The following is a 25,543-nucleotide window of genomic DNA, read 5'->3' on the forward strand; positions in this document are numbered from 1 at the left end:
GTTCCACACCGCCAACGCCTTTTTCCGATTTCAACAGGAGCCCGCCATGAAACGCATCGTCCTCTCCTCCCTCACCGCTGCCTTGCTGTCTGCAGGCCTGGCCGTCCATGCACAGACCCTGAACATCGGCTTTGCCGACCCGGTCTCGTCGATGGACCCGCAACTCAACAACCACGCAGGCGACCGCTCGGTGGACCTGCACTTCTGGGATCTGCTGGTGCAGAACAACCACAACAAGCTGCAGCCGGGCCTGGCCGCCAGCTGGAAGAACCTCGACCCCAAGACCTGGGAGTTCAAGCTGCGCACCGATGTGAAATGGCAGGACGGCAAGCCTTTCACCGCCGATGACGTGATCTTCTCCTACCAGCGCGCGCGCTCCGTGCCCGGCAGCGTGGCCACGTTCGCGGGCTACCTGCGCACCGTCGAATCGGTGACTGCCAAGGATGCGCACACACTCATCATCAAGACCAACATTCCCAATCCCGATCTGCCGCTGAACCTGGCTTCCGTGCACATCGTGAGCAAGCATGTGGGCGAGAAGGCCTCCACCGAAGACTACAACTCCGGCAAGGCAATGGTGGGCTCAGGCCCGTACAAATGGGTCTCCTACACACCGGGCGACCGCGTCGTGATGCAGCGCAGCGAAAGCTACTGGGGCGACAAGCCCCAGTGGGAAAAGGTGAACTACCGCTACATCAACAACGCCGCATCGCGCACCGCTGCGCTGCTGGCGGGCGATGTGGATGTGATCGACAAGGTCTCCGTCTCTGACCTGGCACGCCTCAAGAGCGCGCCCAATGTCACGGTCTACCCTTACGACGGCTTGCGCGTGATGCTGCTGCAGCCAAGCTTCAACCAGGCGCCCAACCCCTTCATCACCGACAACGCGGGCAAGCCCCTGGCCAAGAACCCGCTGCTCGACCAGCGCGTGCGCCAGGCTCTGAACCTGGCCATCAACCGCGGCGCCATCGTGGACCGTATCCTGCAGGATGCTGCCACCGAAGCCAACCAGTGGATGCCCAAGAACACCTATGGCTACAACCCGGATATCAAGAACATCCCGTTCGATGCCGCGCGCGCCAAAAAGCTGCTGGCCGATGCCGGTTTCCCCGAGGGCTTCAAGCTCACCATGCATGTGCCCAACGACCGCTATCCGCAAGGCCCGGAAACCGCGCAGGTGGTGGCGCAGTTCTGGACGCGCATCGGCGTGAAGACCCAGGTGGAGGTGGTGCCATGGGCGGTGTATTCCGGCCGCGCCAACAAGAACGAGTACGCCATGAGCATGCTCGCCTGGGGAAATGGCACGGGCGAGGCCAGCTATGCGCTGGTGAATGTGCTGGCTTCGGTGGACATCAAGAAGGGCCTGGGCGCCTCGAACTGGGGCCACTACAGCAACCCCGCTGTGGACAAGGCGCTCACCGACTCCACCGAGGAATTCGACACGGCCAAGCGCGAGGCGATCCTGCGCCAGTCGGCCAAGACCGTCTCTGACGATGTGGGCATCATTCCGCTCTTCCACTACCGCAACATCTGGGCGGCGAAGAAAGGTCTGAAGGTCACGCCGGTGAGCAGCGACCGCACCACGGCTGCCATGGTCACCAAGGCAGACAAGTGATGCCTGCGCTGCAAGTCACGGTAGACGAGGCCGATGGCCTCATCGATCTGCCCCGGCGCATTGCGGTGCGGCACGCAGTGCCTGGCGAAGCGGTGGAGATCTCCGCCGAAACATTGCGCAGCGGCGTGCTGTGGCGCGCGAGCGCCATTTTTCTGGCGGGTGCCGACGGCACGGTCGATCTCGCGCGCGATGCGCCGCAATCGGGCAGCTATGCGGGCGCGGACGGCATGGGCCTGATCTGGTCGCAAAGCCCGGTGGATTCCAGCAGCCGCGAGCTGTTCAACCAGCCTGTGGCCGAGCCGCTGGTCACGCAGCTCATGGCCCGCACCGCTGGGGCGCAGGCACAGGCGATGTTCATCCAGCAGCTCGCCGGGCCGGGGGTGAGGCGCCGCGAGGTGCATGAAGAAGGCCTGGTGGGCACGCTGTACCTGCCTGCGGGTCCTGGGCCGCATCCGGCGGTGCTGATCCTCAACGGCTCGGGCGGCGGCATCAACGAGCCGCGTGCGGCGCTGTACGCATCGCACGGCTATGCGGCCTTGGCGCTCGCGTACTTCAAGGCGCCGGGTCTGTCGGATTACATCTCCAACACGCCGCTGGAATACTTTCAGCGCGGCTTGCAATGGCTGCGCCGCACGGTGCGGCCCGCGCACGATTTTGTGGCGCTGAGCGGCCAGTCGCGTGGCGGTGAGCTGGTACTGCTGCTGGGTGCAACCTTCCCGCAGGAGGTTTCGGCCGTTGTGGGCTACGTGCCCAGTGCCTTTGTGCACAGCGGCCAGAATGCCTGCGACCCGAAGATCGGCCGTGAGGGCCCGACATGGCTTTTGGGTGGCAAGCCGCTCACGCACCTGTGGGAGAACAACCGCAGTGCCAGCTGGGCACCGTACGACGATGGCCCCGAGCCGCGCCGCCATGACCTGGCCATGCGCACCGCGCTGCAGGACCCGGAGGCGCTGGCGCGTGCACGTATCCGCGTCGAAGACATCGCAGGGCCGGTGATGCTGCTGTCGGGCACCGACGACGGCTCCTGGCCTTCGAGCATCTACGCAGGCATCGTGCGCGACAAGCTCGCCGAGGTGCAGCACCCGCACGATGTGCAGTGGCTGGATTTCGAGCGCGCCGGCCACGCGATTCTCTTTCCCTATGTGCCGACCACGCAGCTGGTCTACGCCCACCCGGTGTCGGGCAAGGTCAGTACCGGCGGCGGCAACCCGGCCGACAACGCGCATGCCGATGCCGCGTCGTGGCAAGGGGTGCTCCGTTTTCTCGAACGCGCGGTGCAGGCACGTGCCAATGTTGCCCATGCATCAGCCATCCACTCATAAATCCAAGGAGTCCTGTATGACCACCCCTGTCTCCGATGACCTGATCGACCGGCTGGTTGGCCTGGTGCCGGGCAGCCGTACCTATGCGGCGCGCCACCAGCGCGAGAAGGTTGCCGCAGCCACCCAGGGCAGCTACAACGCGCTGTTCGATCCGGCACTGCCCGATCTCACACTCACCGAGCGCTTGCTGGTGGCGCTGTACGCCAGCCGCCTGACGCCTGCGCCCGAACTGGCCGCGCATTACCTGGAGCGCCTGCAGCAGGCGCAGGCCGATGCCGCACTCATCCAGGTGGCCGAGGCCGGCGAGCCGCAAGACGCCGAGCGCCTGAACCAGCCGCGACTGGCCGCCATCCTCTCCTTCACCCGCACGTTGATCGAAAAGCCGGTGGAAGGCGACAAGGCCGCCTTGCTGGCTTTGCCTGCAGCGGGCATCAGCACACCCGCCGTGGTGGCGCTGTCGCAGATGATTGCCTTTCTTTCCTACCAGGTGCGGCTCGTTGCCGGCCTCAAAGCCATGAAAGCATCCGAGGAGGCACACGCATGAGCACGCCCGCAACTTTCCAACCCGCCACGGTCATCCGCTCCCACGGCTTCACCAACGAGTCGCTCGAATGGAAGGCCTGGCTCGATGTGGTCCAACTGGGCGAGGCCACGCCCGATCAGATGGCGGTTCTGGAAGAAAGCCATCCCAAGGCCAAGACCTCGGACTACTACCTCTTTCTGGTGCACCAGCCCCGCATCCTGCGCGAGCGCTCCACCGCTTTCAACGCCATCATGTATGCGCCGGGGGGCCTTTCGCGCGCTGAGCGCGAGCTGGGTGCCACGGTGGTCTCGCGTATCAATGGCTGCGTGTACTGCGGCTCGGTGCATGCACAGCGCTTTGAGCAATTGGCCAAGCGCAGCGACACCATTGCGCAGGTGTTCGAGCAACCTGAGACCGCAGGCACTACAGCCCGCGAAAAAGCGATCGTGCAGTTCTCCATCAAGATCACCGAGCAGCCCGCCGCGCTGGATGCGGGAGACATCGATGCACTCCAGGCTGAAGGTCTGAACGAGGGCGAGATTCTTGACCTGCTGCATTCCGACGCCATCTTCGCCTGGGCCAACCGCCTGATGCTGAACCTGGGCGAGCCGCTGCTGCCCGCCTGAAGCGCATTTTTGACAGCGTGATTATCCAGCCGCGCTGAGCAAGGCGCGTCGGTACTGGATGGCCTCGGCCACGTGGGCGGGCGAGACCGCTGTCGATTGCGCCAGATCGGCAATCGAGCGGGCCACACGCAGCGCGCGGTGTACGCCGCGCGCCGACCACCCCAGTTTGGCTGCCGCATTCTGCAGCAATTGCAGTGCGGCGGGCTCGGCCTGGGCGTGTGCATCGAGCGCCTGACCCTGTAGTTGCTGATTGGGCGTGCCTTGCCGGGCAATTGCCATGGCGCGGGCAGCAGCCACCCGTTCGCGGATGGCGGCCGAGGGCTCGCCGGGCGGGGCTGTCAATAGTTCATCCGCAGGCAGCGGCGTCACCTCGATATGCAGGTCGATGCGGTCCAGCAGAGGGCCACTGATGCGGGATTGGTAGCGGCTGACCTGATCGGGCGTGCAGCGGCAGGCGCGCTGGCGCGAGCCGCGAAAGCCGCACGGGCAGGGGTTCATCGCGGCAATCAGTGTGAACCGGGCTGGAAAGCTGGCCTGCTGTGCAGCACGGGCAATGGTGATGTGGCCTGTCTCCAGCGGCTCGCGCAGGGCTTCGAGCGCGGCGCGCGGAAACTCCGCAAACTCATCCAGGAAAAGAATTCCATGGTGCGCGAGCGAAATGGCGCCGGGTTTGGGCGGGCTGCCGCCGCCCACCAGGGCGACTGCGCTGGCGGTATGGTGCGGTGCCATCGTGGTGCGCTGGCCCCAGTGGCGTGCATCAAAACGGCCCACCAGGCTGTGCAAGGCGGCGTTTTCCAGGGCTTCGGCAACCTGCAGCGGCGGCAGCAGTCCGGCAAAGCGCTGGGCCAGCATGGATTTGCCCGCGCCGGGAGACCCGAGCATCAGCACATTGTGTCCGCCGCTCGCTGCAATCTCAAGGGCGCGCTTGCTGGCCGCCTGGCCTTTGACGTCACGCATGTCGAAGGCGTCCGCATCGGGCCGCTGGGTCTGCGGGGGCACGCGGCTCCACTGGCTGCGGGCTGCGTCTTCCGTGCTGGCACTGGCCGGGGCAAAGTGCTGCACCACATCGAGCAGGTGTTCTGCGCGGTAGACCTCGGCGTCCGGAACCAGGGCAGCTTCTTCCGCACTGCCCGGCGGCAGCACCTGGCGCACCTGCTGGCCGCGCTGGTGCAGATCCATGCTGGCGGCCAGGGCTCCGCGCACCGGGCGCAGCGCGCCGGACAGCGACAGCTCGCCAGCAAATTCATAGTGGGCGAGCTGGCTGGCATCGATCACGCCCGAAGCTGCGAGAATGCCGACGGCAATTGCGAGATCGAATCGGCCCGATTCCTTGGGCAGATCGGCAGGCGCGAGGTTGACGGTGATGCGCTTGTTGTGCGGAAACTCCAGCCCGCTGTTCTGCAGCGCCGAGCGCACGCGCTCGCGAGCCTCCTTTACTTCCAAGTCAGCCAGACCCACCAGCGTGAAGCTGGGCAGGCCATTGGCCAGATGCACTTCGACAGAGACGGTGTGGGCGGTCAAACCCACCAGTGCACGGCTGTGCACCACGGCGAGACTCATGCGGATCATCCTTTGCACCAAATTGGTGCGATTGCCTGCTTCTGAGACGGACAGGGCTGCTTTCAGCATGGCGAAAGCCGTTATTTCGGGCAAGCAGCAGCCGCCAGGAGGCGTGGATGCGTCGCCCGGGCGATACAGGCGGTAGCCAACTGCCTGCCGGAAGGCGCCACACTTTCAAAAACCATAGCGCACAGCGCTTTCTGGATCAGCACGAGGCGGTGATGAACTTTGAAGCTGGCACGCTCTGTGCATTGCATCGGCCATACGAGATCAACAATAAGGAGTGTGGCAATGGCTGAAAGCAAGCGGGGATGGGCGGTATGGATCGGGGCTGTGTGCATGGTGCTGCCGATGGCGGCCAGTGCGCAGCTGACGGCCAATGTGGGTCTGACGACCAACTACAAGTTCCGTGGACAGGATCAAAAGACATCGAGCGCCCGCTGGGTCAAGCCGGCGCTGCAGGGAGGGGTGGATTACACGTTCGGCGAATCCGGTTTCTACGTGGGCAACTGGAATTCGACCGTGCAATGGCTGGACGGCAACCGGGTGGAAATGGATTTCTACGGTGGCTACAAGTTCAAGGCGGCCGATGTGGATTGGGACGTGGGTCTGCTGACCTATGTGTACCCCGGCAATACCACCGGCAACACGACCGAACTGTATGGCGCTGGTACCTATGGCCCGGTGACGGTCAAGTACTCGCACACCGTGTCGAAGGATTACTTCGGCTGGGCGGGCAACAAGATCGATGGATCGATGAAAGGCCGCAACACCGGCTACCTGAATGTGGCGTTTGCGCAGGAGGTGGCGCCCAAGACTACGCTGAAGGTGTCTGTGGGCTACACGCGGTTTTCCAGCGATATCAAGGATCTGGGCGTGCCCAATTACCTGGATTACAGCGTGGGCGGCAGCTATGACCTGGGAGACGGCCTGTCGCTCAGCGCCGCCTGGGTGGGTGCCAACAAGACCGGTGATTTCGGGTTTGTGAACAAGGGCCGTGCGATTGTCAGCCTGGCCAAGACGTTTTGATGCTGCACCGCTGCAGCGCATGAGAAGGAGTAGCTATGAACATGAAACTGGTAGTGGCGGTGATCAAGCCCTTCAAGCTCGATGAAGTGCGAGAAGCACTGTCCGACATTGGGGTGCAAGGCATCACGGTCAGCGAAGTCAAGGGCTTTGGCCGCCAGAAGGGCCACACCGAGCTGTACCGCGGCGCCGAGTACGTGGTTGATTTCTTGCCCAAGGTCAAGCTGGAAATCGCGGTTGGCGAAGACCTGGTGGACCGGGTGATCGAAGCGATTGAAAACGCGGCGCGCACCGGCAAGATCGGCGACGGCAAGATCTTTGTGTCGACGCTGGAGCAGGTGGTGCGCATCCGTACTGGTGAAACCGGAACGAATGCGCTCTGAAAGATAGCAATCTGTGCTTGAAGGAAAAAAGCGCTAGAGGCCAACTTATCTAAAAGGTGTGAATAACATGCGACGACTACTTTCTCTGGCAGGGGCAGCGGCAGCGGCGGTTGCCGCTGGCAGCGCCATGGCAGCCGATGCGGCGCCTGCACTCAACAGCGGCGATACGGCGTGGATGCTGACATCCACCATGCTGGTGATCCTGATGGTGATCCCGGGCCTGGCGCTGTTCTACGGCGGCCTGGTGCGCAGCAAGAACATGCTGTCGGTGCTGGCGCAGGTGTTTGTGATCTTTTCGCTGATCACGGTGCTGTGGGCGGTGTACGGCTACTCGCTCGCCTTTGCGGGAGAAGGCAACTTTTTCGGCGGCTTCGACAAGGCCTTCCTTGCGGGCATCAAGCCCGACACCTTGTCGACGGCGCTGGCCACCATTCCAGAGTTCGTGTTCGTCTCGTTCCAGTCCACCTTCGCTGCCATCACCGTGGCGCTGATCGTGGGTGCATTCGCCGAGCGCATCAAGTTCTCTGCCGTTCTCCTGTTCTCGGTGCTGTGGTTCACCTTCAGCTACATCCCCATGGCGCACATGGTGTGGGGCGGCGGCCTGCTGGCCAAGGACGGGGCGCTCGACTTTGCTGGCGGCACCGTGGTGCACATCAACGCGGCCGTTGCTGGTCTGGTGGGTTCGTACATGGTGGGCAAGCGCATCGGCTTTGGTCGCGAAGCGCTGGCACCGCACAGCCTGACGCTGACCATGGTGGGTGCATCGCTGCTGTGGGTGGGTTGGTTCGGCTTCAACGCAGGCTCGGCGGGAGCCGCCAACGGCATTGCCGGCCTGGCGTTCATCAACACTATTCTGGCCACGGGCGCCGCAGCGATGGGCTGGATTGCCGCCGAAGCACTGCACAAGGGCAAGGCCTCGATGCTGGGCGCCGCATCGGGCGCAGTGGCCGGGCTGGTCTGCATCACGCCTGCTGCGGGTCTGGTGGGGCCCATGGGCTCGATCATCATGGGCGCCATCGCCGGGCCGCTGTGCCTGTGGGGCGTGTCGGGACTCAAGCGCATGCTCAAGGCCGACGACACCTGCGACGTGTTCGGCGTGCACGGCGTGGGCGGTATTCTGGGCGCGATCCTGACGGGGGTGTTCTGTGCGTCCAGCCTGGGTGGCGTGGAGCCGGAAGGCTACAACATGGCCCACCAGGTGTGGGTCCAGGTCAAGAGCGTGCTGATGACCCTGGCGTGGTCTGGCGTGGTGGCAGCGGTGTCGTTTGCCGTCTGCAAGTACACCATCGGGCTGCGGGTGTCGGAAGAGGCCGAGCGCGAAGGCCTGGACATCAGCACGCACGGCGAGGTGGCCTACAGCCGCTGATCGTTCCACATACTCCTTGGGAGGCTGGACGGGCGAAGAGCCCGACCGGCCTTTTTTTACTTGCGCTGCTCTGCAGCTGTGCGCGGCACCGTGCTGTGCAAGGCGTTTATTCCGTTGCGACGGTAGCTGCGATTGCAGGCTCGGGCCACAGGGCCAGGCCTCCTGCCAGGCTGAAGGCCTGGTGGTGTCCCAGGCGTCGCAGCGCACGGGCGGCCTGGGCGCTGCGGTTGCCGCTGCGGCAGTAGAACACCACGGGCGTCTCGGCAGGCAGTGCCAGCCATTGGGGCAGTGCATTGAGCAGGCCGGACAGCGGCACCGCCTGGACGCGGTCGTCTCGCTCCAGCCCGGGTGCGCTGCCCAGCTGCTGCTCATAGGGTTCGCGCACATCGACCAGCAGCGGCGGGGTGCCTGCCTGCCGCAATGCCTGGGCCTGCTCCATGGGCAGCTCGACATGCGTCGACTGCGTACAGGCATCCACGCGGGCGCCGCAGGCCATGGTCTGGTACGCGGTAGGCGCCAGGTCGTGCTCCAGCGCCTCCTTGGCAGCGGCAAAGGCTGCTGCATCCAATTGGCCCTGCAATACGCCGGCCAGCAGCGGCTGGGCCGTGCACTCCACCCCCAGCGTGCAGGCAAAACGGTCTTCGTAGTCATGCCCAGGCAGCAGCAGCGTGTGCGGGCCAACGGCCTGCTCCAGCGTGCGCAGCGAGCCAGCGTAGGCGAGTGGCTCGCTCTGGGCAAAGTCGCTGCGGCCCAAGGCGCCGGGCATCACGGTATCGCCCACGAAGGCAAGGCGCAATACGTCACCTTCGTGCAGCAGGTACGCGGTGGAATCGGCTGTGTGCCCCGGCAGCGCCAGGCGCGTGAGGCGGTGGGCACCCAGCGCGATCTGCGCAGCGCCCTCGGGCCAGCCCAGCGCATCTGTGGCGCCTTCCGCCTGCAACTGGTGTGGCAAGGCTGCGCGCAGCTCGGGTGCGGAGGATTGGTGGTCGCCGTGGCTGTGGGTGTCGACAACCGCAGCCACCGTGAATTCCCGGCAGCGCACCCATTGGGCAAGGCGGTCCACCAGCTCGGGCAGCGGATCGATCACCACGCAGCGCTGGCTGGCGGCGTCGGCCAGCAGGTAGCAGCAGGCGCCATCGACGACAAAGCGCGTCAGCAGGGGAACTGCACCGTGTTCAGTGGCCTGCGGGGCCTCCATGATGCAGTTGGTGCGCAGTGCGGCGCCACAGGCGCGGATGCGGGCACAGGCTTCGTCGATCATCGCGGTGGAGTCTGCTGCGCCGAAGGACATGCGCACGGCGGCGGCCGTCTGCCATGCGGGCAGGCCCATGGCTTCGAGCACATAGCTGGGCTGCGCCTTGGATGCGCTGCAGGCCGAACCTCCGCTCACGCGCAGACCTGCGGCGTCAAACAGATCAAGCAGCAGCTTGGAGCTGAGCCCCGGCACCGCAAAATTCAGCGTGGTGGGCAGGCACAGCGCGGGTGGTGCGTTGAACACCAGGCCGGCAAACGCCTCGTTCAAGGCCAAGGCCAGCCGGCTGCGGTGATCGGCCAGTGTGGCGGCATCGGCAAAGGTGGCGCCATCCTGCAGCGCCTGCAGCACTGCACCCAGCGCGGCGATGCCGGCCATGTTCTCGGTGCCAGCACGCAGTGCGCCTTCCTGGCCACCACCGGCCAGCAGCGGGGTGAATGGCGCGCCTTCACGCACATAGAGCATGCCCACGCCCTTGGGCGCATAGAGCTTGTGGCCGGAGAAGGGCGCGTAGTCGATGCCGCGCTCCAAAGGTTTGAGCGCCAGCTTGCCCAGTGCCTGCACACCATCCACCAGCCACAGTGCGGGGCTGCCCAGCATTGCGCCTGCAATACCGTCCAGGTCGCTGACCACACCTGTCTCGTTGTTGGCTGCCATGGTGCAGACCAGGCCTGCAGTGGGCGCTTGCGCGCGCAGCCAGTCCAGGTCATGGCGTCCATCCGTGCCCACCGGAATGGCCTCGATCGGCAGGTGCAGGCCCAGCACCGCATTCCAGTGCTTGAGTGCCTCGGGTACGGCCTTGTGTTCGGTGGCGCCATACAGCAATTGCAGCGCAGTCGTGTCGCCGGCATCCTTGCGCTGGCGCAGGGCAGTCAGGGCCGACAGCACGGCGGTCTGGATGCCCTCGGTCGCACCGCTGGTGAACAGCAGCTGTCCGGTGGGCACACCCAGCACGCGGCGTGCGGCAGCGCGCACTTCGTCCAGCAGTGCGCGGGCCTTGAGTCCGCTGCCGTGGATGCTGCTGGGGTTGCCGTAGGCATCGCCCATCACGGCCATGGCGGCGGCGCGGGCCTGTGGGAGGACGGGGGTGGTGGCGTTGGCGTCGAGGTAGATTTCCATACGCAAATTGTCGGGCCGAGGCCAGGGCATACGTATGCAAATTCAGCTGTTTGTGGCACTATATTTGGAAACATATTCCAATAATCATGCAAAAGATAAAACTGGATTCCATTGATCGCAAGCTGCTGGAGTTGCTGCAGGCTGACGCCGAGATCCAGGTCGCCGATCTGGCGGCCCAGGTGGGTCTGTCGGCCACGCCATGCTGGCGCCGTGTCCAGCGGCTCAAGGAGGCCGGTGTCATCAAGCGTCAGGTGGTGCTGGTGGACCGCGACAAGGTGAATGTGGGCGTCACCGTGTTCGTTGCGGTGCGCACCAGCACGCACAGCCAGGAATGGTTCGAGCGTTTTCGGGGTGCGGTGCAGGCCATTCCCGAGGTGGTGGAGTTCTACCGCATGAGCGGCGATGTGGATTACCTGCTGCGCGTGGTGGTGCCCGACATTGCCGCCTATGACAAGGTCTACAAGCGGCTGATTGCCGACACCCAGCTGTTCGATGTGTCGTCCAGCTTTGCGATGGAGGAGCTGAAGTTCACCACCGCGCTGCCGCTGTCCTATATTCCCTGAACGCGTGCGGTGGCACAGAAAATGCAAGGCAGGCCCATGTTTCTCGTTTTTTCCGAAGGAAAGCCATGATCTGGCATACCGTGATCAGCCAGCCGTTTGCGTTGGGAGAATCACCTTTCTGGCAGGCCAGTGGTGGTGTGCTGTATGGGGTGGACGTGGCGGGCAGAAAGCTGTGGCGCACCATGCCCGGATCGGGCTACCTTGACCGCTGGGACATGCCCGCCGAGCCCGGTTGCATTGCCCCGGCCCGCAGCGGCGGCGCGCTCGACGGCTGGATCGTGGTGCTGCGCGACCGCATCTGCCGCGCCACGGACTGGGGCGGCACCTTGCACGACATTGCCCGCCTGCCTATCGACCCGGCCACCGAGCGTGGCAACGATGGCCGTTGCGATGCACAGGGCCGCCTGTGGGTGGGCACCATCCACGAGCCAGCCAGCGGCGCGCGCCAACCGGTGGGGGCGCTGTACTGTGTGGATGCCAGCGGAGGCACCACAACGGTGCGCAAGGTGCTGGGCGGTGTGGCCAACGCCAATGGCCTGGCGTGGTCGCCCGACCGACGCACCATGTACTGGGCCGATACGCCCACGCACACCGTCAGGCGCTATGCCTGCGACGTGAATGGCAACCCGCAAGGAGAAGGGGACGTATTCATCCAATTCGACGGCAAACCCGAAGGCTGGACGCCAGGCGAGCCCGGCTACGGCGGGCGGCCCGACGGCGCTGCGGTAGATGTGGATGGCAACTACTGGTGCGCCATGTACGAAGGCGGGCGTGTGCTGCAGATATCGCCGCGTGGCGACATCCTGGCCAGCCACACCACGCCCATGCTCTGCCCCACCATGCCCTGCTTTGGCGGCAGTGACGGCCGCACGCTCTACCTGACATCGGCCCGCCATGGCCGCAGCCCGCAGGAGCTGGCCCAGCTGCCGCTGTCGGGCTGCGTGTTTGCCATGCGCGTGGGCGTGGCCGGGTTGCCTACGCAGCCTTGGCGCGAGCTGGAGCACGGGTTTTAGAGCGGCTAACACAACCCTTGATACGTCGTTGCTTCGCCTTGTCGTACGTCTGTACTGCCTGCGGCTTCGCGCCTCGTCTCAACCGCAAATCTGCGATTTGCTGGGTTGTGTTAGCGGCTCTTAGGCCTATTTCCGCCGCAACGCTTTCTTGAGCGGGCGACAGCCCTTGCAACTGCGGCTACCATCGGGCCATGGACCAAGCTGTGGCTGCCTCTCATCACCCCACCGTGCTCGACTGGCAGGAGCGCGTTCGATCTGCCCATGCCCACAAGGCGCCGCTGCGCATACGTGGGGGCGGCAGCAAGGATTTTTATGGCGTTCGCCTGGGTGGCGAACTGCTGGATACGCGCAGCTACAGCGGCATCGTCAGCTACGAGCCGAGCGAGCTGGTCGTCACCGTGCGCAGCGGCACGCCGCTGGCCGAGCTGGAACAGGTGCTGGCCGAACGTGGCCAGTGCCTCGCATTCGAGCCCCCGCACCTGGGCGTCGGTGTCACGCAGGCTACAGTGGGCGGCATGGTGGCGGCAGGCCTGTCGGGGCCCGCGCGTGTGTCGGCAGGTGCCGTGCGCGACTACATCCTCGGCCTGTCCATGATCAACGGCGTGGGCGAGCACCTCACCTTTGGCGGCCAGGTGATGAAGAACGTGGCGGGCTACGACGTATCGCGCCTCATGGCAGGTGCCTGGGGCACGCTCGGCCTGCTCACCGACATCAGCATCAAGGTGCTGCCCATGCAGCGGGCCCAGGCCACCTTGTATTACGAATGCAGCCAGCAGCAGGCCATCGACATGCTGGCGGGCTGGCGCGCGCAGCCGCTGCCCATCAACGCCAGCCTGTGGCAGTCGGGCGGCAGCAGCGACAGTGGCCACCTGCTGGTGCGCCTGCGCGGCGCCATGGCTGCCGTCGAGGCGGCGCTCAGCCACATGGGCGGCACCATGCTCGACCATGCCCAGGCCGATGGCGCCTGGCTGGCATGCCGCGAGCAGCAGTTGCCCTGGTTCACGCAGATGGAAGCCGACCACGCGCTGTGGCGGCTGTCGGTTCCGGCCACCACCCCGGCGCTGCCCTGCACCGAACAGGCCATTCAACCGCTGATGGAGTGGGGCGGCGCGCTGCGCTGGGTGCAGGCGCCCATGCAGCATGCCGCTGCCTTGCACGCCATGGCCGCCAGTGTGGGCGGCAGCGCGGTGTGCTTTCGGCCCGGCGAGGCCGTGCGCTGGGCGTCGTCCGACGATTTTGGCTATACGCCCGCTTCCCCGGCGCTGCGCCAGGTGCAGCAGCGTCTCAAGCAGGCGTTTGACCCGAACGGCATCTTCAACCCCGGCCGCCTGGGCGACTGGGCCATCAGCTGAATCCGCTAATCCAGGTACCCCTGCACCATGCAAACCCAATTAGCCCCCGAGTTCAAGAACACCCCCGAAGGCCAGGAGGCCGAAGCCATCCTGCGCAAGTGCGTGCACTGCGGCTTCTGCACCGCCACCTGCCCCACCTACCAATTGCTGGGCGACGAGCTGGACGGCCCGCGTGGCCGCATCTACCTGATCAAGCAGGTGCTCGAAGGCCAGGAGCCCACCCGCAAGACGCAGGAGCACCTGGACAGGTGCCTGACCTGCCGCAACTGCGAATCCACCTGCCCCAGCGGCGTGCAATACGGAAAGCTGCTGGACATCGGCCGCCACATCGTCGATGATAAGGTGGAGCGCCCGCTGGGCGAGCGCGCCGCCCGCTGGGCGCTGCGCACAGGCATGACATCGAAGGCCTTTGGCGCAGCAGTGGCGTTGGGCCGCATTGCCAGGCCGCTGCTGCCCGGCGGCTTGAAGGACAAGCTGCCCAAGGCACCGAGCGCGGGCCGCTGGCCGTCGCGCGAGCATGAACGCAAGGTGATGATGCTGGCCGGTTGCGTGCAGCCTGCCATGTTGCCCAACATCAATGCTGCCACCGCGCGCGTGCTCGATGCCGTGGGCATCCAGACGCTGGTGACGCCCGCCGCCAAATGCTGCGGCGCGGTGCAGCAGCACCTGAGCGACCCGCAGGGGGCGCTGGAGCAGGCGCGCGCCAATATCGACGCCTGGTGGCCCTGGGTGGCCAAAAAGCAGATCGAAGCCATCATCAGCACGGCTTCGGGCTGCGGTGTCATGGTCAAGGACTACGGCCATCTGCTGCGCCATGACGGGGAATACGCCGAGCGCGCCGCCACCATCAGCGCACTGGCGCGCGACCTGAGCGAGCTGCTGCCCGCCATGCTGCCGGAGCTGGAGCAGCGCCTCCAGGGCAGGCTGCAGGTGCCCGATGCCCCGCTGGCCTACCATCCGCCCTGCACGCTGCAGCACGGCCAGAAGCTGCGCGGTGGTGTCGAATCCAGCCTGCGGGCCCTGGGATTCGATATTCGCGTCTCGCGTGTCGAATCGCACCTGTGCTGTGGCTCGGCGGGCACCTACTCGCTGCTGCAGCCCGAAATTTCGCACCAGCTGCGCGATCGCAAGATCAATACCCTGAACGAGGCCTGCAGCCAGGAAACACCGCCCGCAGCCATTCTGTCGGCCAACATCGGCTGCATCACCCATCTGCAGGCAGGCACCGAGGTGCCGGTGCGCCACTGGATCGAGGTGATCGACGATGCGCTGCAGGCGGCGCAGCCCGCTCGCTAACCAGTAATCGTACCTGCTATCGCCAACTGCGGCGCGGCGCAAGCGCCCGGCGCGCTATTGCCGGTCAACCGCCAGGGCCATGCCGTCCTTGCGCGGATCGGAGGCGCCGCAGAGCCGCCCGTCCGGCAGGCGCAGGATGCACTGCGCGCCGCCAAAATCGCTGCGCCCGCCCAGTTCGCCCTCGTTGCCCGGCTCGCGGTAGCCTGCTGCGCGCAGGGCGGCGGTGACTGCTTTTGGCGTGCCTGCCTCCACGGCCAGCACACGCTGCCCCTCCAGCCGCCAGCGTGGCCGGTTCAGCGCAGCCTGCGGGGCTTCGCCGCCCGCCAGCATGCGGGTGAGCAATTGCACCTGGCCTTGCGGCTGCATGGCGCCGCCCACCACGCCGATGACGGCGAGGAACTGGCCGTTACGGGTCACTGCGCCCGGCACCACCGTGTGGTAGGGTCGCTTGCCCGGCGCAGGCCCGTTGATGTGACCGGGCTGCGCAAAGCCATGGCCCCGGTTTTGCAGTACAAAACCGCCTTCGGCCACGGCAAGGCCGGAGCCAAAGCGTTTGAAGATGCTGCTCATCAAGGTGATGGCAAAACCATCGCCATCGACCACGGTGGTACAGACGGTGTTGCCCGCCGGGTCGGCCACGGTCTGCTTGGCATATTCCATGGCCGCTTCCATGGCCTGCACCATGCGCACGGCGTCTTCAGGCTGGTCGGCCTGTGGTGGCTGGCTCTCCAGGGCCTGCAGGGCATGGAGCACGGCCACGCCATGGGTGTTGGGCGGGCATTCATGCACCTGGGCGCCGCAGAAATCGGCGCTGACCGGAGTGCAGAAGTGGCCATGGTGCGCCGCAAAATCGGCAGCAACCAGCACGCCGCCGTGGTGCTGCATGGCGCGCTCGGCGGCCAGGGGAATGTGCCCCTCGTAGAAGGCGCTGGGCCCCTGCGCGGCGATCTCGCCCAGCAACCGGGCCAGTGCGGGGTTCTCAAAACGCTCACCGGCCTTCGGAGGGTGCTGCGCGCGGTAGAGTGCGGCGCTGGCAGGGTCGCTGGCGATCACCTGCTGAAACAGGGCCCACTCGCGCGCGGCCACGGGCGCCACCGCAAAGCCGTCGCGCGCAGCATTCACGGCTGCATCGAACAGACTGGCCCAGGGGCGCTTGCCATAGCGTTGGTGCAGATCCCACCAGCCCTGTACGGCGCCGGGCGTGGTGACGGAGAGCGGATGGCGCTCGGGAATCTTCTGGCCGGGCAGGGCCTCGACCCTTGCCGCAGTCAGGCCGAGCGGCGCGCGACCCGTGCCGTTGTAGCTGATGGGTGCCTGCCCTGGGGGCACCAGCATGGCAAGCAGGTCGCCGCCCACGCCGGTGGCCATGGGCTCGACCACGCCAAGTACCGCATCGGCGGCAATGGCGGCATCCACCGCCGAGCCACCTGCCAGCAACTGGGCCTGTGCGGCCTGTGCGGCCAGCGGGTGGCCGGTCGCCACCATGGCGCCGCTGCCCACCACACCCAGCAATGGTTCGCCTGCCATCTCAGGCGCCCCAGAGCGCCACGGCGGTGAACACGGCGGCAATCAGGCCCAGCACCACGGGGATGAGCAGGGCGCGGGCCAGCTCCAGCACATTGACCCGCGCAAACCCGGCTACGGCGATCAGTGACGACCAGGCGATCAAGGTGCCGCCGCCCGTCCATACCGCGCCCATCTGGCCCAGGGCCGCCAGGGCAGAGACATCCATGCCCGAGGCCGGGCCCAGCGCGCCCGACAGGGTGCCGGTCAGCGGCAGTCCCGCGAAGCCGGAGCCGTCGATCCCGGTGATCATGCCCATGATCAGCACACCAAACGACACCAGCAACTGGCTGTCGGGAATCAGGTGCTGGCTCGCCTTGACCAACTCGAACAGCAGGTCAGGCACCGGCTGGCCCGGAGCAATGCCCAGGATGGGGCCTGCGGTCTCGTGCGAACCGATGAAGAAGAAACCGGCAATCGGCAGCACCGCGCCCATGGCCTTGAAGGCAAAGACGAAGCCGTCGGTGATGTGGTCGGCCGCGGTATCGAGCATCTTGCGAAAGCCATTGCGCGCCGTGGTGGCCCAGATCATCAGCAAGGCCGCCACGCCGCCGATCAGCATGGCGGCATCGCCGCCTTTGAGGTCAGGCGCGCCCTGGATGAACTTGGGGCCGAGCATGACCAGAATCACGATGAGGAAGGCGAGCGGCGTGACGACCGCAAACAGCTTGGAGGCGCCCTCGGTGCTCTTGGTCTTCTTGAGGGCTGCTTCCAGCTCCGAATTGGTGCCCAGGTCGTCGTCGTGCGCCGTGCCCTGGGCGATTTCGGCCTTGTTGAAGGTGCCGCCGCCTTCTACCTGGGCGTTGATGCCGACGGGGTTCAGCTCCCAGCGCTCCAGCAAGGCGTTGTTGCCCGGCACGATGTATTTGCGGATCTTGAAGTACGACAGGAAGAGGGCAATCATGCCCACCACCCAGGACAGCAGCAGCGCCTTGTCGCCCACAGCCACCGCGCTGATGCCGCCTGCGGCCTTGGCGCTGATGCCGGGCGCCACGCCAATCACATAGTCGGACGACAGCGCCATGCCCTGGCCTGCAATGGCGATGGCCATGGCCCCCGCTATGGGTGGCAGGCCTGCGGCAATGGCAGCGGGCAGCAGCACGGCGGCCACCAGCGGCACGGCAGGGGTGGGCCAGAAGAACAGCGAGATCAGGTAGGTGACCAGCGCCAGGATGAAATACGCCGTGTGGCCGTTTTTCATGACGGCGCGAAACGGCTTGACCATTCGGATGTCCGAGCCCAGGTCCTTGAGGGAGTTGAGCAACGCCGTCATCAGCGCAATGATCAGGAAGATGTTGAACAGCTCCTTGGCTGCAACCATGCTGGCACTGAAAATGCTACCAATGCCGGTGATGGCACTGCCGCTCCAGGCAAAGGCCACCACGATGGTGGCAATCAGCGAAGGCACCACCACGTTTGCGCGGAAGGCCATGGTAAGAATGATGACCAGCACCCCGGCCAGATAGGCCCAGTGCGCGGCACCGATTGAAACTGACGGATCCATCGTGGCTACTCCTTGGTATGATTCAACAGCCAATTTGTATACTAAATACAAAAAAGCAAAATATCATCAGGGAATACCAGATATGTTGCGCCGCATCATTTAATTAACCCGGGTTTAAAAGCAATTTTCCATATGATTCGTATACAAAACTGGATGATGGGAACAATACTTCATTCCATCTGAAGCCTCGTCTACGTCATGCTTTGTGGTCGGGTTGAAAAATTTATCATTTAAATTTTGTTTAAAAACAATGTGCTTTTTCGCCGGGTGAGCAAGCTTAGATAGGGTGGGGTTATTGGCGTAGCTGTAGTTCTTGTATTCGTACATTGGATACACTAGGGTTAACACTAGGCATGCAAGGACACTGCGCTATGAAATCCGTATCCCTTCCCGTCAACTCCCGCGAAGCCGCCATGCAACAGCTGACGGCTGTGGTGCAGCCTGTGCTGCCTGCCTCGCTGTCGCTGCTCTCGCGCATCGAGTCCGCTTTCGTCAACTGGCAGGCCAAGCGCCTGGCCGAGATGCCTGCCGAGCGCCTGTGGGCACAGGCCATGCAGGACACCCGCTCGTTCGCAGAAATCCGCCGTTCTGCACGTTGATACGACGAGCGCCTTGCGCGGGTTTCTGAATCTTCGTCAAAACGCGGCGCTTGAGTTGTATCCAAAGCCGGTGGAGTAGCGCCTGGGCATGTAAACTGGTGCGCGGCCCCAGCTTCGGCGGTGGCGCGCTGCCGGTGTATCCTGCCGGGCGCGTGCGCCGTGTTGCCCGCCACCGGCCTGCCATGGCGGATGCACTCTTGCCTGCCCTACCAGGGCTGGCAGGGGCTGGGGAATACCACGTATCGATCGGACCGACTTTCATGCCCATTGCCACCGGAGACAAAAAAACAGGACTCAACCACTCGCCGCTGACCCAGCAACTGGTGGAAGCGCTGCGCGAGAAGATCATGTCGGGTGAGCTGGCCTCGGGCGAGCGCCTGGTGGAGGAGCGCCTGTCGGAGGAGTTTGCGGTATCGCGCATGCCGGTGCGCGAAGCGCTGCGCCAACTGGCCTCCAGCGGCCTCGTGATCATCGAGCCGCGCCGGGGCGCCTCGGTGGCTAAGTTCCATGGCGATCTACTGCGCGAACTGGTGGAAGTGCGCGCCACGCTCGAAGCGCTCAATGCGCGCCTGGCCGCCAAGCGCCATGACCCCCAGCAGATTGCCGAGCTGGAAGCGCTGCTCGCCGAAGGCGTGAAAAATGCCCATTCCGGCGACGACGAGGTGCTGGCCACGCTGAACCAGAAGTTTCACTCCGCGCTGGGCAAGGTGGCGGCCAATTCGGTGCTGCAGGAAGTGATGCTGTCCCTGCGCGACCGCACCGCCGTGCTGTTTGCACCGCGCAGCCGCGAACGTGCGCCGCAGAACTGGGAAGAGCATGCCGCTATCCTGCGCGCGGTGATCAAGGGCGATCCCGAGCTGGCGGGCCTGCTGGCCGCGCGCCATATCTACAACGCGGCGGGCATTGAGCCTTGATATGGTTTTGTAGAGCAACCGGGCCTTGGTGCCCACCCAGAGCGCGCTAGGCGCTCTTTTTTTGATAGTTCTGGTGGTTTTGGTAGGCAAGACCGGCCAGCGCGATGTCTTCCAGACCCACGCCCACGGCCTTGTAGAGGCGAATGCCCGCACCGCCGCGCGCGCCGGCATGCTTGCCGCAGACGATATCGCCCAGTTCCACCACCTTGCTGGCCACCTGCAGCGCTGGGTCTGCAAGCACCAGGTCGCCCGCCTCGGCCAGCGCCTGCTTTTTCCATTCCACTGCGATCTGCGACGCGCGCGCCAGGGCGGCGTCGTCGAGTTCGCGCGTATGCGGCAGGCTGGAGCCAATCGCCGCCACAAAAGCGCCTTCTGCGATGCGCTGCCCGGCAAACAGCGGGTCTTTGGAGCGCGAGGCGGTGACGACGATCTCGGCGTCGGCCACGCCATCGGTATCGCGCACGCGGGTGACCTGGGCACCGGTGAGGTGCGCCAGGCGCTCAGCCAGGTCGTCTGCTGCGTAAGGATCGAACACTGCTATGCGCCGCAGCCCCAGGCGGCGCACCAGCTGCTGCGCGTGGGCCATGCCCTGTACACCCGCCCCGCACAGAAACAGCTGCTGCGGCTGGGCAGGGGCCAGATGCTCTGCCGCCAGCACCGTGGTTGCCGCCGTGCGCAGGCGGGTGATGGCATTGGCCTCCATCGTGGCAAGCGGCGCGCCGGTCTCGGTGGAGAACAGCAGGATCACAAAATTGAACTGGCCAGCGATCGTGGTGTAGACCTTGGCGCCGGTCATGCCCAGCGAGGGAATCACCGCCCCCAGCGTAGAGAGCTTGACGCCTCCGGCATCGGTGCGTTCGCGCGCCTGCATCGCAGCCTCGCCCTTGCCAAAGGCGGTAAAGGCGGTGCGCATGGCGGCAAGGGCTTCATCGGCGGACACCAGCGTGTCCACCATGGCGTCGGTAATGTGCAGCATGGTGTGTGTGGTTCAGAGTGGGAAAGGAGAGGTGGGGCGGGCTGGCGCTTTGAAGCGCGTTCCTAGAGCCAGACCTTGAGCAGGATGACGCAGGCGCTCATCGCCGCCGTACCCAGCAGCCATTGGCGGATGGCGGTCTTGGAGACATGGCGCGCCAGCCGGTTGGATGCGAAAAAGCCCACCAGCATCCATGGCAGCAGCACGGCAAAGTACCACCACTCCTGCGCGCCCATCTTGCCAACCCAGGCGAGGGCAGTGATGGAGACGATGGTGCCTGCGAAGAACACCACGCCCAGCGTGGAGCGCATGGTGGGTGGCGCAAGGTGCTGCATGGCAATGGCAAACGGCGGGCCACCGGCTGCAGTGATCGTGCCCATGATGCCGCTGGCGACCCCGGCAATCGACAGGTTGACCGTTGTGGGTTGTACCCGCCAGCCGATGGTGCTGAGGGCGACTGCTATCAAAATGAGAACGGCAAACAAGATGGATAGGGCACCGGGGCTGAAATACACCAAAAGGCCCGTCGCCGCAAAGGTGCCGATGACGCGGCCTGCCAGCGTGGCAGCCGCTACATGGCCGTTGAGCGCGTTGCGCTCGCGCAGGTAGGCCAGCAGGGCCAGCGGCGCGCCCACGGCCAGCAATGGGCCGGGCACCAGCTCCGGAAAGAAGAGGGCAGCCAGCGGCGCGCAGAACATGGCGTAGCCCAGGCCGCCCACGCCCTGCATGGCGGCGCCGGCCAGCACCATCAGGCCCATGGCCAGGTAGCGGCCTGCGCCCAACTGCTCGGCAAAGCTTGCCCAGGCCATCATGCGGGCAACTGCCAGCTCACGCTGATGTCGCCATTCACAAAGGTCTGGCAGGCCAGACGGTGGCCTTGGGCGAACTGCTCTTCGGTGAAGTGCTTGCGCTCCTTGGGTTTGACGGCATCGGTGTTGGCCAGGCCTTCGACAATCCTGCATTTGCAGGTGCCGCACAGGCCACCACCGCATTTGAAGGGGATGCCGCCTTTTTCGCGCAGCGATACGCGCAGCAGGTTGCTGTTGTCCGGGGCCTCGACGGCCTTGTTGTCGTTGGTGACGAAGGTGATGGTGGGCATGTGTGGATTCCGGCAGTCAGGCAGAAGCTGCGGCTTGCGGCAGGGGGACGGAGATCAGCTGGGCGTCGAGCGAGCCGAAGTTGCACAGGTGCTGCAACTCGGCGTGCGCCTGCGCAAGCGTGTCAAAACGCTCCAGAAACTTGGAAGGCACGGCGTTGACGGTGCCCGAGGCATCCTCTTCAATCACCTGCACCTTGGTCTCTCGCAGGAGCCTGCCGAGCACGAACTGGGCCAGCACGCGGCCATAGAACTGGTAGTTCCAGGCTTCCAGCAATTCAATGTCGGCGCTCGGCACGGTGCGGTACTGGCCGGGCTTGCTGGTGAGGATGACAAACATGGTGCGGGCTCCTCGGGTCAGGCGGCGGATACGGCTGCTGCGGCAGCCGGTGGGAGTTGCTCCAGCTCCAGGTCGTGTTCCAGCCACAACTGGCAAGCCAGGCGGTAGCCCTGGTCCAGACGGTCGCCGAGCTGCTTCTTCTCTTTCCAGTTCGGAGGCGGCAGGTTTTCGGCGCCCGCAATGATCCTGCAGGCGCAGGTGGCGCACTTGCCCATGCCGCACTGGTAGGCCAGATGCGGGTATGGGTACTGCTTGATGCCTGCGCGCACCACCAGGTTGGAGCCTGCCTTGACCTCGTCCTGGAAGGTCTGGCCGTTCTTGTGAAACGTGATCAGGGGCATGAGGATATCCTTCATAGTTCTATTGCGTATACTGTATACAAAAAAGAAACTCAAAGCACTAGGGATAACGCGAGTGAGGCGTTGGAATGCGGGTTCTGACGGAAGCGTTTCCTATCCGCTCTATAGGGTGGAGATGCGGAATCCTGAGGGGGAGACGCCGATGAATTTCATGTGATACCCAGGGAAACTACCAGGGTGAGAAATGCCGGCAAACAGTTGACCTAGTATGTTGTATACAGTATTCTAACTCCGTCGCCTGGCTCGGTTTGATTCAGCGACGCACCCACCCATCCACAGAGGAGTCGCCATGACGAACAAACTGCTGAACCGCGAAGAATTCCGCGCCGCACTGGAAAACGCCATCAAGGGCAAGAGCGCTAACAAGGCCCCTTTCAGCGTGGCCTGGGCTACCGGTCGCCTGAGCCGTGAGCATCTGGCTCGCTGGGCCGAAAACCACTACCACTACGTCGGCCCGTTTGCCGATTACCTGGGCTACCTGTATGCCCGCACGCCAGACCACATGACCGAGGCCAAGGACTTCCTGCTGGCCAACATGTATGAAGAGGAAATTGGCGGCGACCGCCACACCGATCTGCTGATCCGCTTTGCCGAGGCCTGCGGCACCACCCGCGAGCGCGTGGTCAACCCCGACAACATGTCTCCCACCACCCGAGGCCTGCAGTCGTGGTGCTATGCCGTGGCGATGCGCGAAGACCCCGTGGTGGCGGTGGCGGGCCTCGTGGTCGGCCTCGAATCGCAGGTGCCGTCCATCTACCGCAAGCAGACCCCGACGCTGCGCGAGAAATATGGCTTCTCCGACGAGGATGTCGAGTTCTTCGACCTGCACATCGTCTCGGACGAAATCCATGGCGAACGCGGTTACCAGATCGTGCTGGAGCACGCCAATACGCCGGAGCTGCAAGCCAAGTGCCTGCGCATCTGCGAAATCGGCGCCCAGATGCGCCTGCTCTACACCACGGCGCTCTACCACGACTATGTGGCCAAGGATCTGCAGATTCCTGCAGAAGAGCTGCTGGCTGCCTGATTTGCCTCTTTCTCCATCTGGCCCCCTGCCGGCCGCGCAGAGCCTGCGTGTGCGCGGCGGATGGAGAGAAGGCATGCAGGCCACCGGCGGGCCCAGGCCCGCATTCCACTACTTTCAGCCCGCTGCTCGCAGTGGCCCACTTCTCCACATCACCCAAAAACAACCACCATGGCTGACACAGTCCACACGTTTTTGAACTACATCGACGGCGCCTGGGTGCCTTGCCTTCTGGGCAGCACCTTTGACAACCTCAACCCTGCCGATACCCGTGATGTGGCCGGCCGTTTTCAGGCTTCGGGCCCCGCCGACGCCGAAGCTGCCGTTCAGGCTGCGCAAAAGGCCTTTGATGGCTGGCGCAGGACGCCCATTGGCAAGCGCGCCAAGATCCTGGGCGACGCGGCAGCCTACCTGGAGCAGAACGCCGTGCAGTTCGCCAAGGACCTGACGCGCGAGGAAGGCAAGCAGTTTGCCCAGGCCAAGGATGAGTTTCTGCGCAGCGCGCAGACCTTCCGCTTCTACGCCACCGAAGGCCAGACCTACGGCGGCGAGACCTACCCGCAGGACGACCCGAACATGCATGTGTTCAGCCACCGCGAGCCGCTGGGCGTGGTCACGGTTATCTCACCTTGGAACTTTCCCGCTTCGATTCCTGCGCGCAAGCTGGCTCCGGCGCTGATCACCGGCAATACCGTGGTGTTCAAGCCTTCGTCCGATGCGCCACTCTCGGGCATCCGCCTGGTGGAAGCGCTGGAGAAGGCGGGCATTCCTGCAGGCGTGGTCAACTGCGTCACCGGGCGCGCTGGCGAGGTGGGGCCGGTCATCACCAATTCCAGCAATATCCGTGCGATCTCGTTCACCGGCTCGACCACGGCGGGCGCGCAGATCCACCGCACCGTGCACCTGACGACCCGTCTGCAGATGGAGCTGGGCGGCAAGAACCCGCTGCTCGTGATGGAAGACGCCGATCTGGACCTGGCTGTGGACCTGGCGGTCAAGGGCGGCTTCTCGCTCACCGGCCAGGCCTGCACCGGCACCAGCCGCATTCTGGTGGTGCCCAGCGTCAAGGCGGCTTTTACCGAAAAGCTGCTCGCCCGCGTGGCGGCGCTCAAGATCGGTGACGGCATGGAGTCGGGCATGGACCTGGGGCCGCTGGCGACCGAAAAGCAGTTGCAGACCGTGCTCCGGTACATCGCCATCGGCAAGGGCGAGGCGCGCCTGCTGTGCGGCGGCGAGCGCCTGACAGGCCCGGCGTTCGAGCATGGCTACTACGTCTCACCCGCCGTGTTCACCGATGTGAAGAACAGCATGCGCATCGCCCAGGAAGAAATCTTCGGCCCGGTGCTGGCCATCATCGAAGTGGCTGATTTCGACGAAGCCCTGGCTACTGCCAATGACACCGAATACGGCCTGTCGGCCAGCATCGTGACGAACAACCCGCGCTACATGCACGTGTTCACGAACGAGATCCAGTCCGGCACCGTCAAGATCAACCGCACCACCACCGGCAACCTGGTGAATGCGCCCTTTGGCGGGCTGAAGAACTCCAGCACATCGACCTTCCGCGAGTCGGGCCGTGCCGGGCTGGAGTTCTTCACCCAGGTCAAGACTGTGTACCGCGGCGTCTGAGCGGCGTGACAGGCATCCCAAGAAAAGGAATACACCCATGAAATCCGCACTGAAACTCGAACTGGAAGAAGCCCGCGTGATGGCCCGCGCCGCCCTGGCCAAGGCCCAGGAGATCGGCGTGCCCGAGTCCGTCTGCATCACCGATGAAGGCGGCTTTCCGCTGGTGCTCGAACGCATGGACGGCGCCCGCGTCACCGGCCCGCAGATTGCCTGGAACAAGGCCTTCACCGCCGCCGGCCACAAGCGCTCGACGCATCTGTTCAACACGGCCCCCAACGGCCCCGCCCTGCCAGGCAACGAAGCCTTCGGCATTCAGTGGAGCTTTGAAGGCAAGTTTGCGGTCTTTGTCGGGGGCTATCCCATCGTCGTCAACGGCGAAGTGATCGGCGGCGTGGGCCTGTCGGGTGGCAACGGCGAGCAGGACACGGCCTGCGGCGTGGCGGCCTTGCAGGCGTTGCGCGAACATCTGGGCGCCGCTGCCGACGTGGTGGTGCAGGCTGATATCAAGAAGTGAGCCAATGGCGCT

General features: G+C 64.9%; 25 protein-coding genes. 16 read left to right on the plus strand and 9 right to left on the minus strand.

Annotated elements, in window-relative coordinates; genetic code table 11:
• Nucleotides 1–46 precede the first annotated feature (46 nt).
• The 4 genes from ACH2DG_RS12025 to ACH2DG_RS12040 are packed head-to-tail and all read left to right on the plus strand — an operon-like array spanning nucleotide 47 to nucleotide 4,086.
• The gene (locus ACH2DG_RS12025; protein WP_395026373.1) at nucleotides 47–1,615 is read left to right on the plus strand and encodes an ABC transporter substrate-binding protein; all 1,569 of its coding nucleotides are present in this window, start codon (nucleotides 47–49) and stop codon (nucleotides 1,613–1,615) included.
• Entirely contained in the window at nucleotides 1,615–2,937 is a 1,323-nt protein-coding gene (locus ACH2DG_RS12030) for an acyl-CoA thioester hydrolase/BAAT C-terminal domain-containing protein (protein WP_395026374.1), read from the plus strand. Before ACH2DG_RS12025 ends, ACH2DG_RS12030 begins: the two co-directional genes overlap by 1 nt.
• A 16-nt stretch (nucleotides 2,938–2,953) precedes the next feature.
• Nucleotides 2,954–3,481 (plus strand): CMD domain protein, encoded by a 528-nt coding sequence (locus tag ACH2DG_RS12035; protein WP_395026376.1) that lies wholly within the window; start codon nucleotides 2,954–2,956, stop codon nucleotides 3,479–3,481.
• A complete protein-coding gene (locus tag ACH2DG_RS12040; protein ID WP_395026378.1) occupies nucleotides 3,478–4,086 on the plus strand; it encodes a peroxidase-related enzyme in 609 nt (202 codons plus the stop codon). The genes ACH2DG_RS12035 and ACH2DG_RS12040 overlap by 4 nt, the downstream gene beginning before the upstream one ends.
• 21 nt (nucleotides 4,087–4,107) lie before the next feature.
• On the opposite strand, the gene ACH2DG_RS12045 is transcribed toward ACH2DG_RS12040, so the two are convergent.
• Complete coding sequence (locus ACH2DG_RS12045; RefSeq protein ID WP_395026379.1) at nucleotides 4,108–5,646, minus strand: YifB family Mg chelatase-like AAA ATPase; 1,539 nt, start codon at nucleotides 5,644–5,646, stop codon at nucleotides 4,108–4,110.
• A gap of 339 nt (nucleotides 5,647–5,985) precedes the next feature.
• On the opposite strand from ACH2DG_RS12045, the gene ACH2DG_RS12050 reads away from it, so the two are divergent.
• The 3 genes from ACH2DG_RS12050 (at nucleotide 5,986) to ACH2DG_RS12060 (ending at nucleotide 8,421) form a co-directional block, all read left to right on the plus strand.
• On the plus strand, nucleotides 5,986–6,675 hold the full coding sequence (locus ACH2DG_RS12050) for a TorF family putative porin (RefSeq protein WP_395026492.1): 690 nt from the start codon (nucleotides 5,986–5,988) through the stop codon (nucleotides 6,673–6,675).
• Nucleotides 6,676–6,716: 41 nt separating this feature from the next.
• Nucleotides 6,717–7,055, plus strand: a complete 339-nt coding sequence (locus ACH2DG_RS12055) for a P-II family nitrogen regulator (RefSeq protein WP_395026494.1) — start codon at nucleotides 6,717–6,719, stop codon at nucleotides 7,053–7,055.
• A 67-nt stretch (nucleotides 7,056–7,122) separates the two neighbouring features.
• Complete coding sequence (locus ACH2DG_RS12060) at nucleotides 7,123–8,421, plus strand: ammonium transporter (RefSeq protein WP_395026380.1); 1,299 nt, start codon at nucleotides 7,123–7,125, stop codon at nucleotides 8,419–8,421.
• A gap of 106 nt (nucleotides 8,422–8,527) precedes the next feature.
• Here ACH2DG_RS12060 and ACH2DG_RS12065 read toward each other — a convergent pair whose 3' ends face one another.
• Entirely contained in the window at nucleotides 8,528–10,792 is a 2,265-nt protein-coding gene (locus tag ACH2DG_RS12065; protein WP_395026382.1) for an aminotransferase class V-fold PLP-dependent enzyme, read from the minus strand.
• Nucleotides 10,793–10,878: 86 nt separating this feature from the next.
• Between ACH2DG_RS12065 and ACH2DG_RS12070 the strand changes: the two genes are divergently transcribed.
• The 4 genes from ACH2DG_RS12070 (at nucleotide 10,879) to glcF (ending at nucleotide 15,016) form a co-directional block, all read left to right on the plus strand.
• The gene (locus tag ACH2DG_RS12070; RefSeq protein ID WP_184704961.1) at nucleotides 10,879–11,355 is read left to right on the plus strand and encodes an Lrp/AsnC family transcriptional regulator; all 477 of its coding nucleotides are present in this window, start codon (nucleotides 10,879–10,881) and stop codon (nucleotides 11,353–11,355) included.
• Between the two features lie 65 nt (nucleotides 11,356–11,420).
• Complete coding sequence (locus ACH2DG_RS12075) at nucleotides 11,421–12,368, plus strand: SMP-30/gluconolactonase/LRE family protein (protein ID WP_395026383.1); 948 nt, start codon at nucleotides 11,421–11,423, stop codon at nucleotides 12,366–12,368.
• 191 nt (nucleotides 12,369–12,559) lie between these two features.
• Nucleotides 12,560–13,720 carry a glycolate oxidase subunit GlcE gene (glcE, locus tag ACH2DG_RS12080; protein ID WP_395026384.1) on the plus strand — a complete coding sequence of 387 codons (1,161 nt, stop codon included), beginning with the start codon at nucleotides 12,560–12,562 and terminating at the stop codon, nucleotides 13,718–13,720.
• A 27-nt stretch (nucleotides 13,721–13,747) separates the two neighbouring features.
• On the plus strand, nucleotides 13,748–15,016 hold the full coding sequence (glcF, locus tag ACH2DG_RS12085; RefSeq protein WP_395026385.1) for a glycolate oxidase subunit GlcF: 1,269 nt from the start codon (nucleotides 13,748–13,750) through the stop codon (nucleotides 15,014–15,016).
• 54 nt (nucleotides 15,017–15,070) lie between these two features.
• Here the strand turns inward: glcF and ACH2DG_RS12090 are convergent, their stop codons facing one another.
• Nucleotides 15,071–16,543: a gamma-glutamyltransferase family protein gene (locus ACH2DG_RS12090; protein WP_395026387.1), complete on the minus strand. Its 1,473-nt coding sequence runs from the start codon at nucleotides 16,541–16,543 to the stop codon at nucleotides 15,071–15,073.
• A gap of 1 nt (nucleotide 16,544) precedes the next feature.
• Nucleotides 16,545–18,083, minus strand: coding sequence for a hypothetical protein (locus ACH2DG_RS12095; RefSeq protein WP_395026388.1), 1,539 nt, complete (start codon nucleotides 18,081–18,083; stop codon nucleotides 16,545–16,547).
• Nucleotides 18,084–18,454: 371 nt separating this feature from the next.
• Between ACH2DG_RS12095 and ACH2DG_RS12100 the strand changes: the two genes are divergently transcribed.
• Both ACH2DG_RS12100 and ACH2DG_RS12105 read left to right on the plus strand, forming a co-directional pair.
• The gene (locus ACH2DG_RS12100; RefSeq protein WP_395026389.1) at nucleotides 18,455–18,682 is read left to right on the plus strand and encodes a hypothetical protein; all 228 of its coding nucleotides are present in this window, start codon (nucleotides 18,455–18,457) and stop codon (nucleotides 18,680–18,682) included.
• 260 nt (nucleotides 18,683–18,942) lie between these two features.
• A complete protein-coding gene (locus tag ACH2DG_RS12105) occupies nucleotides 18,943–19,596 on the plus strand; it encodes a GntR family transcriptional regulator (RefSeq protein WP_395026391.1) in 654 nt (217 codons plus the stop codon).
• Between the two features lie 46 nt (nucleotides 19,597–19,642).
• On the opposite strand, the gene ACH2DG_RS12110 is transcribed toward ACH2DG_RS12105, so the two are convergent.
• The 5 genes from ACH2DG_RS12110 to ACH2DG_RS12130 form a co-directional block, all read right to left on the minus strand.
• Nucleotides 19,643–20,572: an ornithine cyclodeaminase family protein gene (locus tag ACH2DG_RS12110; protein ID WP_395026392.1), complete on the minus strand. Its 930-nt coding sequence runs from the start codon at nucleotides 20,570–20,572 to the stop codon at nucleotides 19,643–19,645.
• 62 nt (nucleotides 20,573–20,634) lie between these two features.
• Complete coding sequence (locus ACH2DG_RS12115; protein ID WP_395026393.1) at nucleotides 20,635–21,381, minus strand: TSUP family transporter; 747 nt, start codon at nucleotides 21,379–21,381, stop codon at nucleotides 20,635–20,637.
• On the minus strand, nucleotides 21,378–21,668 hold the full coding sequence (locus tag ACH2DG_RS12120) for a 2Fe-2S iron-sulfur cluster-binding protein (protein WP_184704942.1): 291 nt from the start codon (nucleotides 21,666–21,668) through the stop codon (nucleotides 21,378–21,380). Before ACH2DG_RS12120 ends, ACH2DG_RS12115 begins: the two co-directional genes overlap by 4 nt.
• 16 nt (nucleotides 21,669–21,684) lie before the next feature.
• Nucleotides 21,685–22,005, minus strand: a complete 321-nt coding sequence (locus ACH2DG_RS12125) for a ferredoxin (RefSeq protein ID WP_184704940.1) — start codon at nucleotides 22,003–22,005, stop codon at nucleotides 21,685–21,687.
• A 17-nt stretch (nucleotides 22,006–22,022) separates the two neighbouring features.
• Nucleotides 22,023–22,346: a 2Fe-2S iron-sulfur cluster-binding protein gene (locus ACH2DG_RS12130; protein ID WP_395026394.1), complete on the minus strand. Its 324-nt coding sequence runs from the start codon at nucleotides 22,344–22,346 to the stop codon at nucleotides 22,023–22,025.
• Nucleotides 22,347–22,653: 307 nt separating this feature from the next.
• Between ACH2DG_RS12130 and ACH2DG_RS12135 the strand changes: the two genes are divergently transcribed.
• The 3 genes from ACH2DG_RS12135 (at nucleotide 22,654) to ACH2DG_RS12145 (ending at nucleotide 25,531) form a co-directional block, all read left to right on the plus strand.
• Nucleotides 22,654–23,391, plus strand: coding sequence for a TenA family transcriptional regulator (locus ACH2DG_RS12135; RefSeq protein WP_395026395.1), 738 nt, complete (start codon nucleotides 22,654–22,656; stop codon nucleotides 23,389–23,391).
• 168 nt (nucleotides 23,392–23,559) lie between these two features.
• The gene (locus tag ACH2DG_RS12140; RefSeq protein ID WP_395026396.1) at nucleotides 23,560–25,017 is read left to right on the plus strand and encodes an aldehyde dehydrogenase family protein; all 1,458 of its coding nucleotides are present in this window, start codon (nucleotides 23,560–23,562) and stop codon (nucleotides 25,015–25,017) included.
• A gap of 37 nt (nucleotides 25,018–25,054) precedes the next feature.
• Entirely contained in the window at nucleotides 25,055–25,531 is a 477-nt protein-coding gene (locus ACH2DG_RS12145) for a heme-binding protein (protein ID WP_184704932.1), read from the plus strand.
• Nucleotides 25,532–25,543: the final 12 nt, after the last annotated feature.

The sequence above is a fragment of the Comamonas odontotermitis genome (assembly GCF_040396735.1).
Classification (GTDB): Bacteria; Pseudomonadota; Gammaproteobacteria; order Burkholderiales; family Burkholderiaceae_C; genus Comamonas; species Comamonas odontotermitis_C.

Excerpts from the sequence above, each read along its gene's own strand:
- ACH2DG_RS12025 (WP_395026373.1), top strand. The coding sequence starts at position 47 with ATGAAACGCATCGTCCTCTCCTCCCTCACCGCTGCCTTGCTGTCTGCA.
- ACH2DG_RS12030 (WP_395026374.1), top strand. The coding sequence starts at position 1,615 with ATGCCTGCGCTGCAAGTCACGGTAGACGAGGCCGATGGCCTCATCGAT.
- ACH2DG_RS12035 (WP_395026376.1), top strand. The coding sequence starts at position 2,954 with ATGACCACCCCTGTCTCCGATGACCTGATCGACCGGCTGGTTGGCCTG.
- ACH2DG_RS12040 (WP_395026378.1), top strand. The coding sequence starts at position 3,478 with ATGAGCACGCCCGCAACTTTCCAACCCGCCACGGTCATCCGCTCCCAC.
- ACH2DG_RS12045 (WP_395026379.1), bottom strand. The coding sequence starts at position 5,646 with ATGAGTCTCGCCGTGGTGCACAGCCGTGCACTGGTGGGTTTGACCGCC.
- ACH2DG_RS12050 (WP_395026492.1), top strand. The coding sequence starts at position 5,986 with ATGGTGCTGCCGATGGCGGCCAGTGCGCAGCTGACGGCCAATGTGGGT.
- ACH2DG_RS12055 (WP_395026494.1), top strand. The coding sequence starts at position 6,717 with ATGAAACTGGTAGTGGCGGTGATCAAGCCCTTCAAGCTCGATGAAGTG.
- ACH2DG_RS12060 (WP_395026380.1), top strand. The coding sequence starts at position 7,123 with ATGCGACGACTACTTTCTCTGGCAGGGGCAGCGGCAGCGGCGGTTGCC.
- ACH2DG_RS12065 (WP_395026382.1), bottom strand. The coding sequence starts at position 10,792 with ATGGAAATCTACCTCGACGCCAACGCCACCACCCCCGTCCTCCCACAG.
- ACH2DG_RS12070 (WP_184704961.1), top strand. The coding sequence starts at position 10,879 with ATGCAAAAGATAAAACTGGATTCCATTGATCGCAAGCTGCTGGAGTTG.
- ACH2DG_RS12075 (WP_395026383.1), top strand. The coding sequence starts at position 11,421 with ATGATCTGGCATACCGTGATCAGCCAGCCGTTTGCGTTGGGAGAATCA.
- glcE (WP_395026384.1), top strand. The coding sequence starts at position 12,560 with ATGGACCAAGCTGTGGCTGCCTCTCATCACCCCACCGTGCTCGACTGG.
- glcF (WP_395026385.1), top strand. The coding sequence starts at position 13,748 with ATGCAAACCCAATTAGCCCCCGAGTTCAAGAACACCCCCGAAGGCCAG.
- ACH2DG_RS12090 (WP_395026387.1), bottom strand. The coding sequence starts at position 16,543 with ATGGCAGGCGAACCATTGCTGGGTGTGGTGGGCAGCGGCGCCATGGTG.
- ACH2DG_RS12095 (WP_395026388.1), bottom strand. The coding sequence starts at position 18,083 with ATGGATCCGTCAGTTTCAATCGGTGCCGCGCACTGGGCCTATCTGGCC.
- ACH2DG_RS12100 (WP_395026389.1), top strand. The coding sequence starts at position 18,455 with ATGAAATCCGTATCCCTTCCCGTCAACTCCCGCGAAGCCGCCATGCAA.
- ACH2DG_RS12105 (WP_395026391.1), top strand. The coding sequence starts at position 18,943 with ATGCCCATTGCCACCGGAGACAAAAAAACAGGACTCAACCACTCGCCG.
- ACH2DG_RS12110 (WP_395026392.1), bottom strand. The coding sequence starts at position 20,572 with ATGCTGCACATTACCGACGCCATGGTGGACACGCTGGTGTCCGCCGAT.
- ACH2DG_RS12115 (WP_395026393.1), bottom strand. The coding sequence starts at position 21,381 with ATGATGGCCTGGGCAAGCTTTGCCGAGCAGTTGGGCGCAGGCCGCTAC.
- ACH2DG_RS12120 (WP_184704942.1), bottom strand. The coding sequence starts at position 21,668 with ATGCCCACCATCACCTTCGTCACCAACGACAACAAGGCCGTCGAGGCC.
- ACH2DG_RS12125 (WP_184704940.1), bottom strand. The coding sequence starts at position 22,005 with ATGTTTGTCATCCTCACCAGCAAGCCCGGCCAGTACCGCACCGTGCCG.
- ACH2DG_RS12130 (WP_395026394.1), bottom strand. The coding sequence starts at position 22,346 with ATGCCCCTGATCACGTTTCACAAGAACGGCCAGACCTTCCAGGACGAG.
- ACH2DG_RS12135 (WP_395026395.1), top strand. The coding sequence starts at position 22,654 with ATGACGAACAAACTGCTGAACCGCGAAGAATTCCGCGCCGCACTGGAA.
- ACH2DG_RS12140 (WP_395026396.1), top strand. The coding sequence starts at position 23,560 with ATGGCTGACACAGTCCACACGTTTTTGAACTACATCGACGGCGCCTGG.
- ACH2DG_RS12145 (WP_184704932.1), top strand. The coding sequence starts at position 25,055 with ATGAAATCCGCACTGAAACTCGAACTGGAAGAAGCCCGCGTGATGGCC.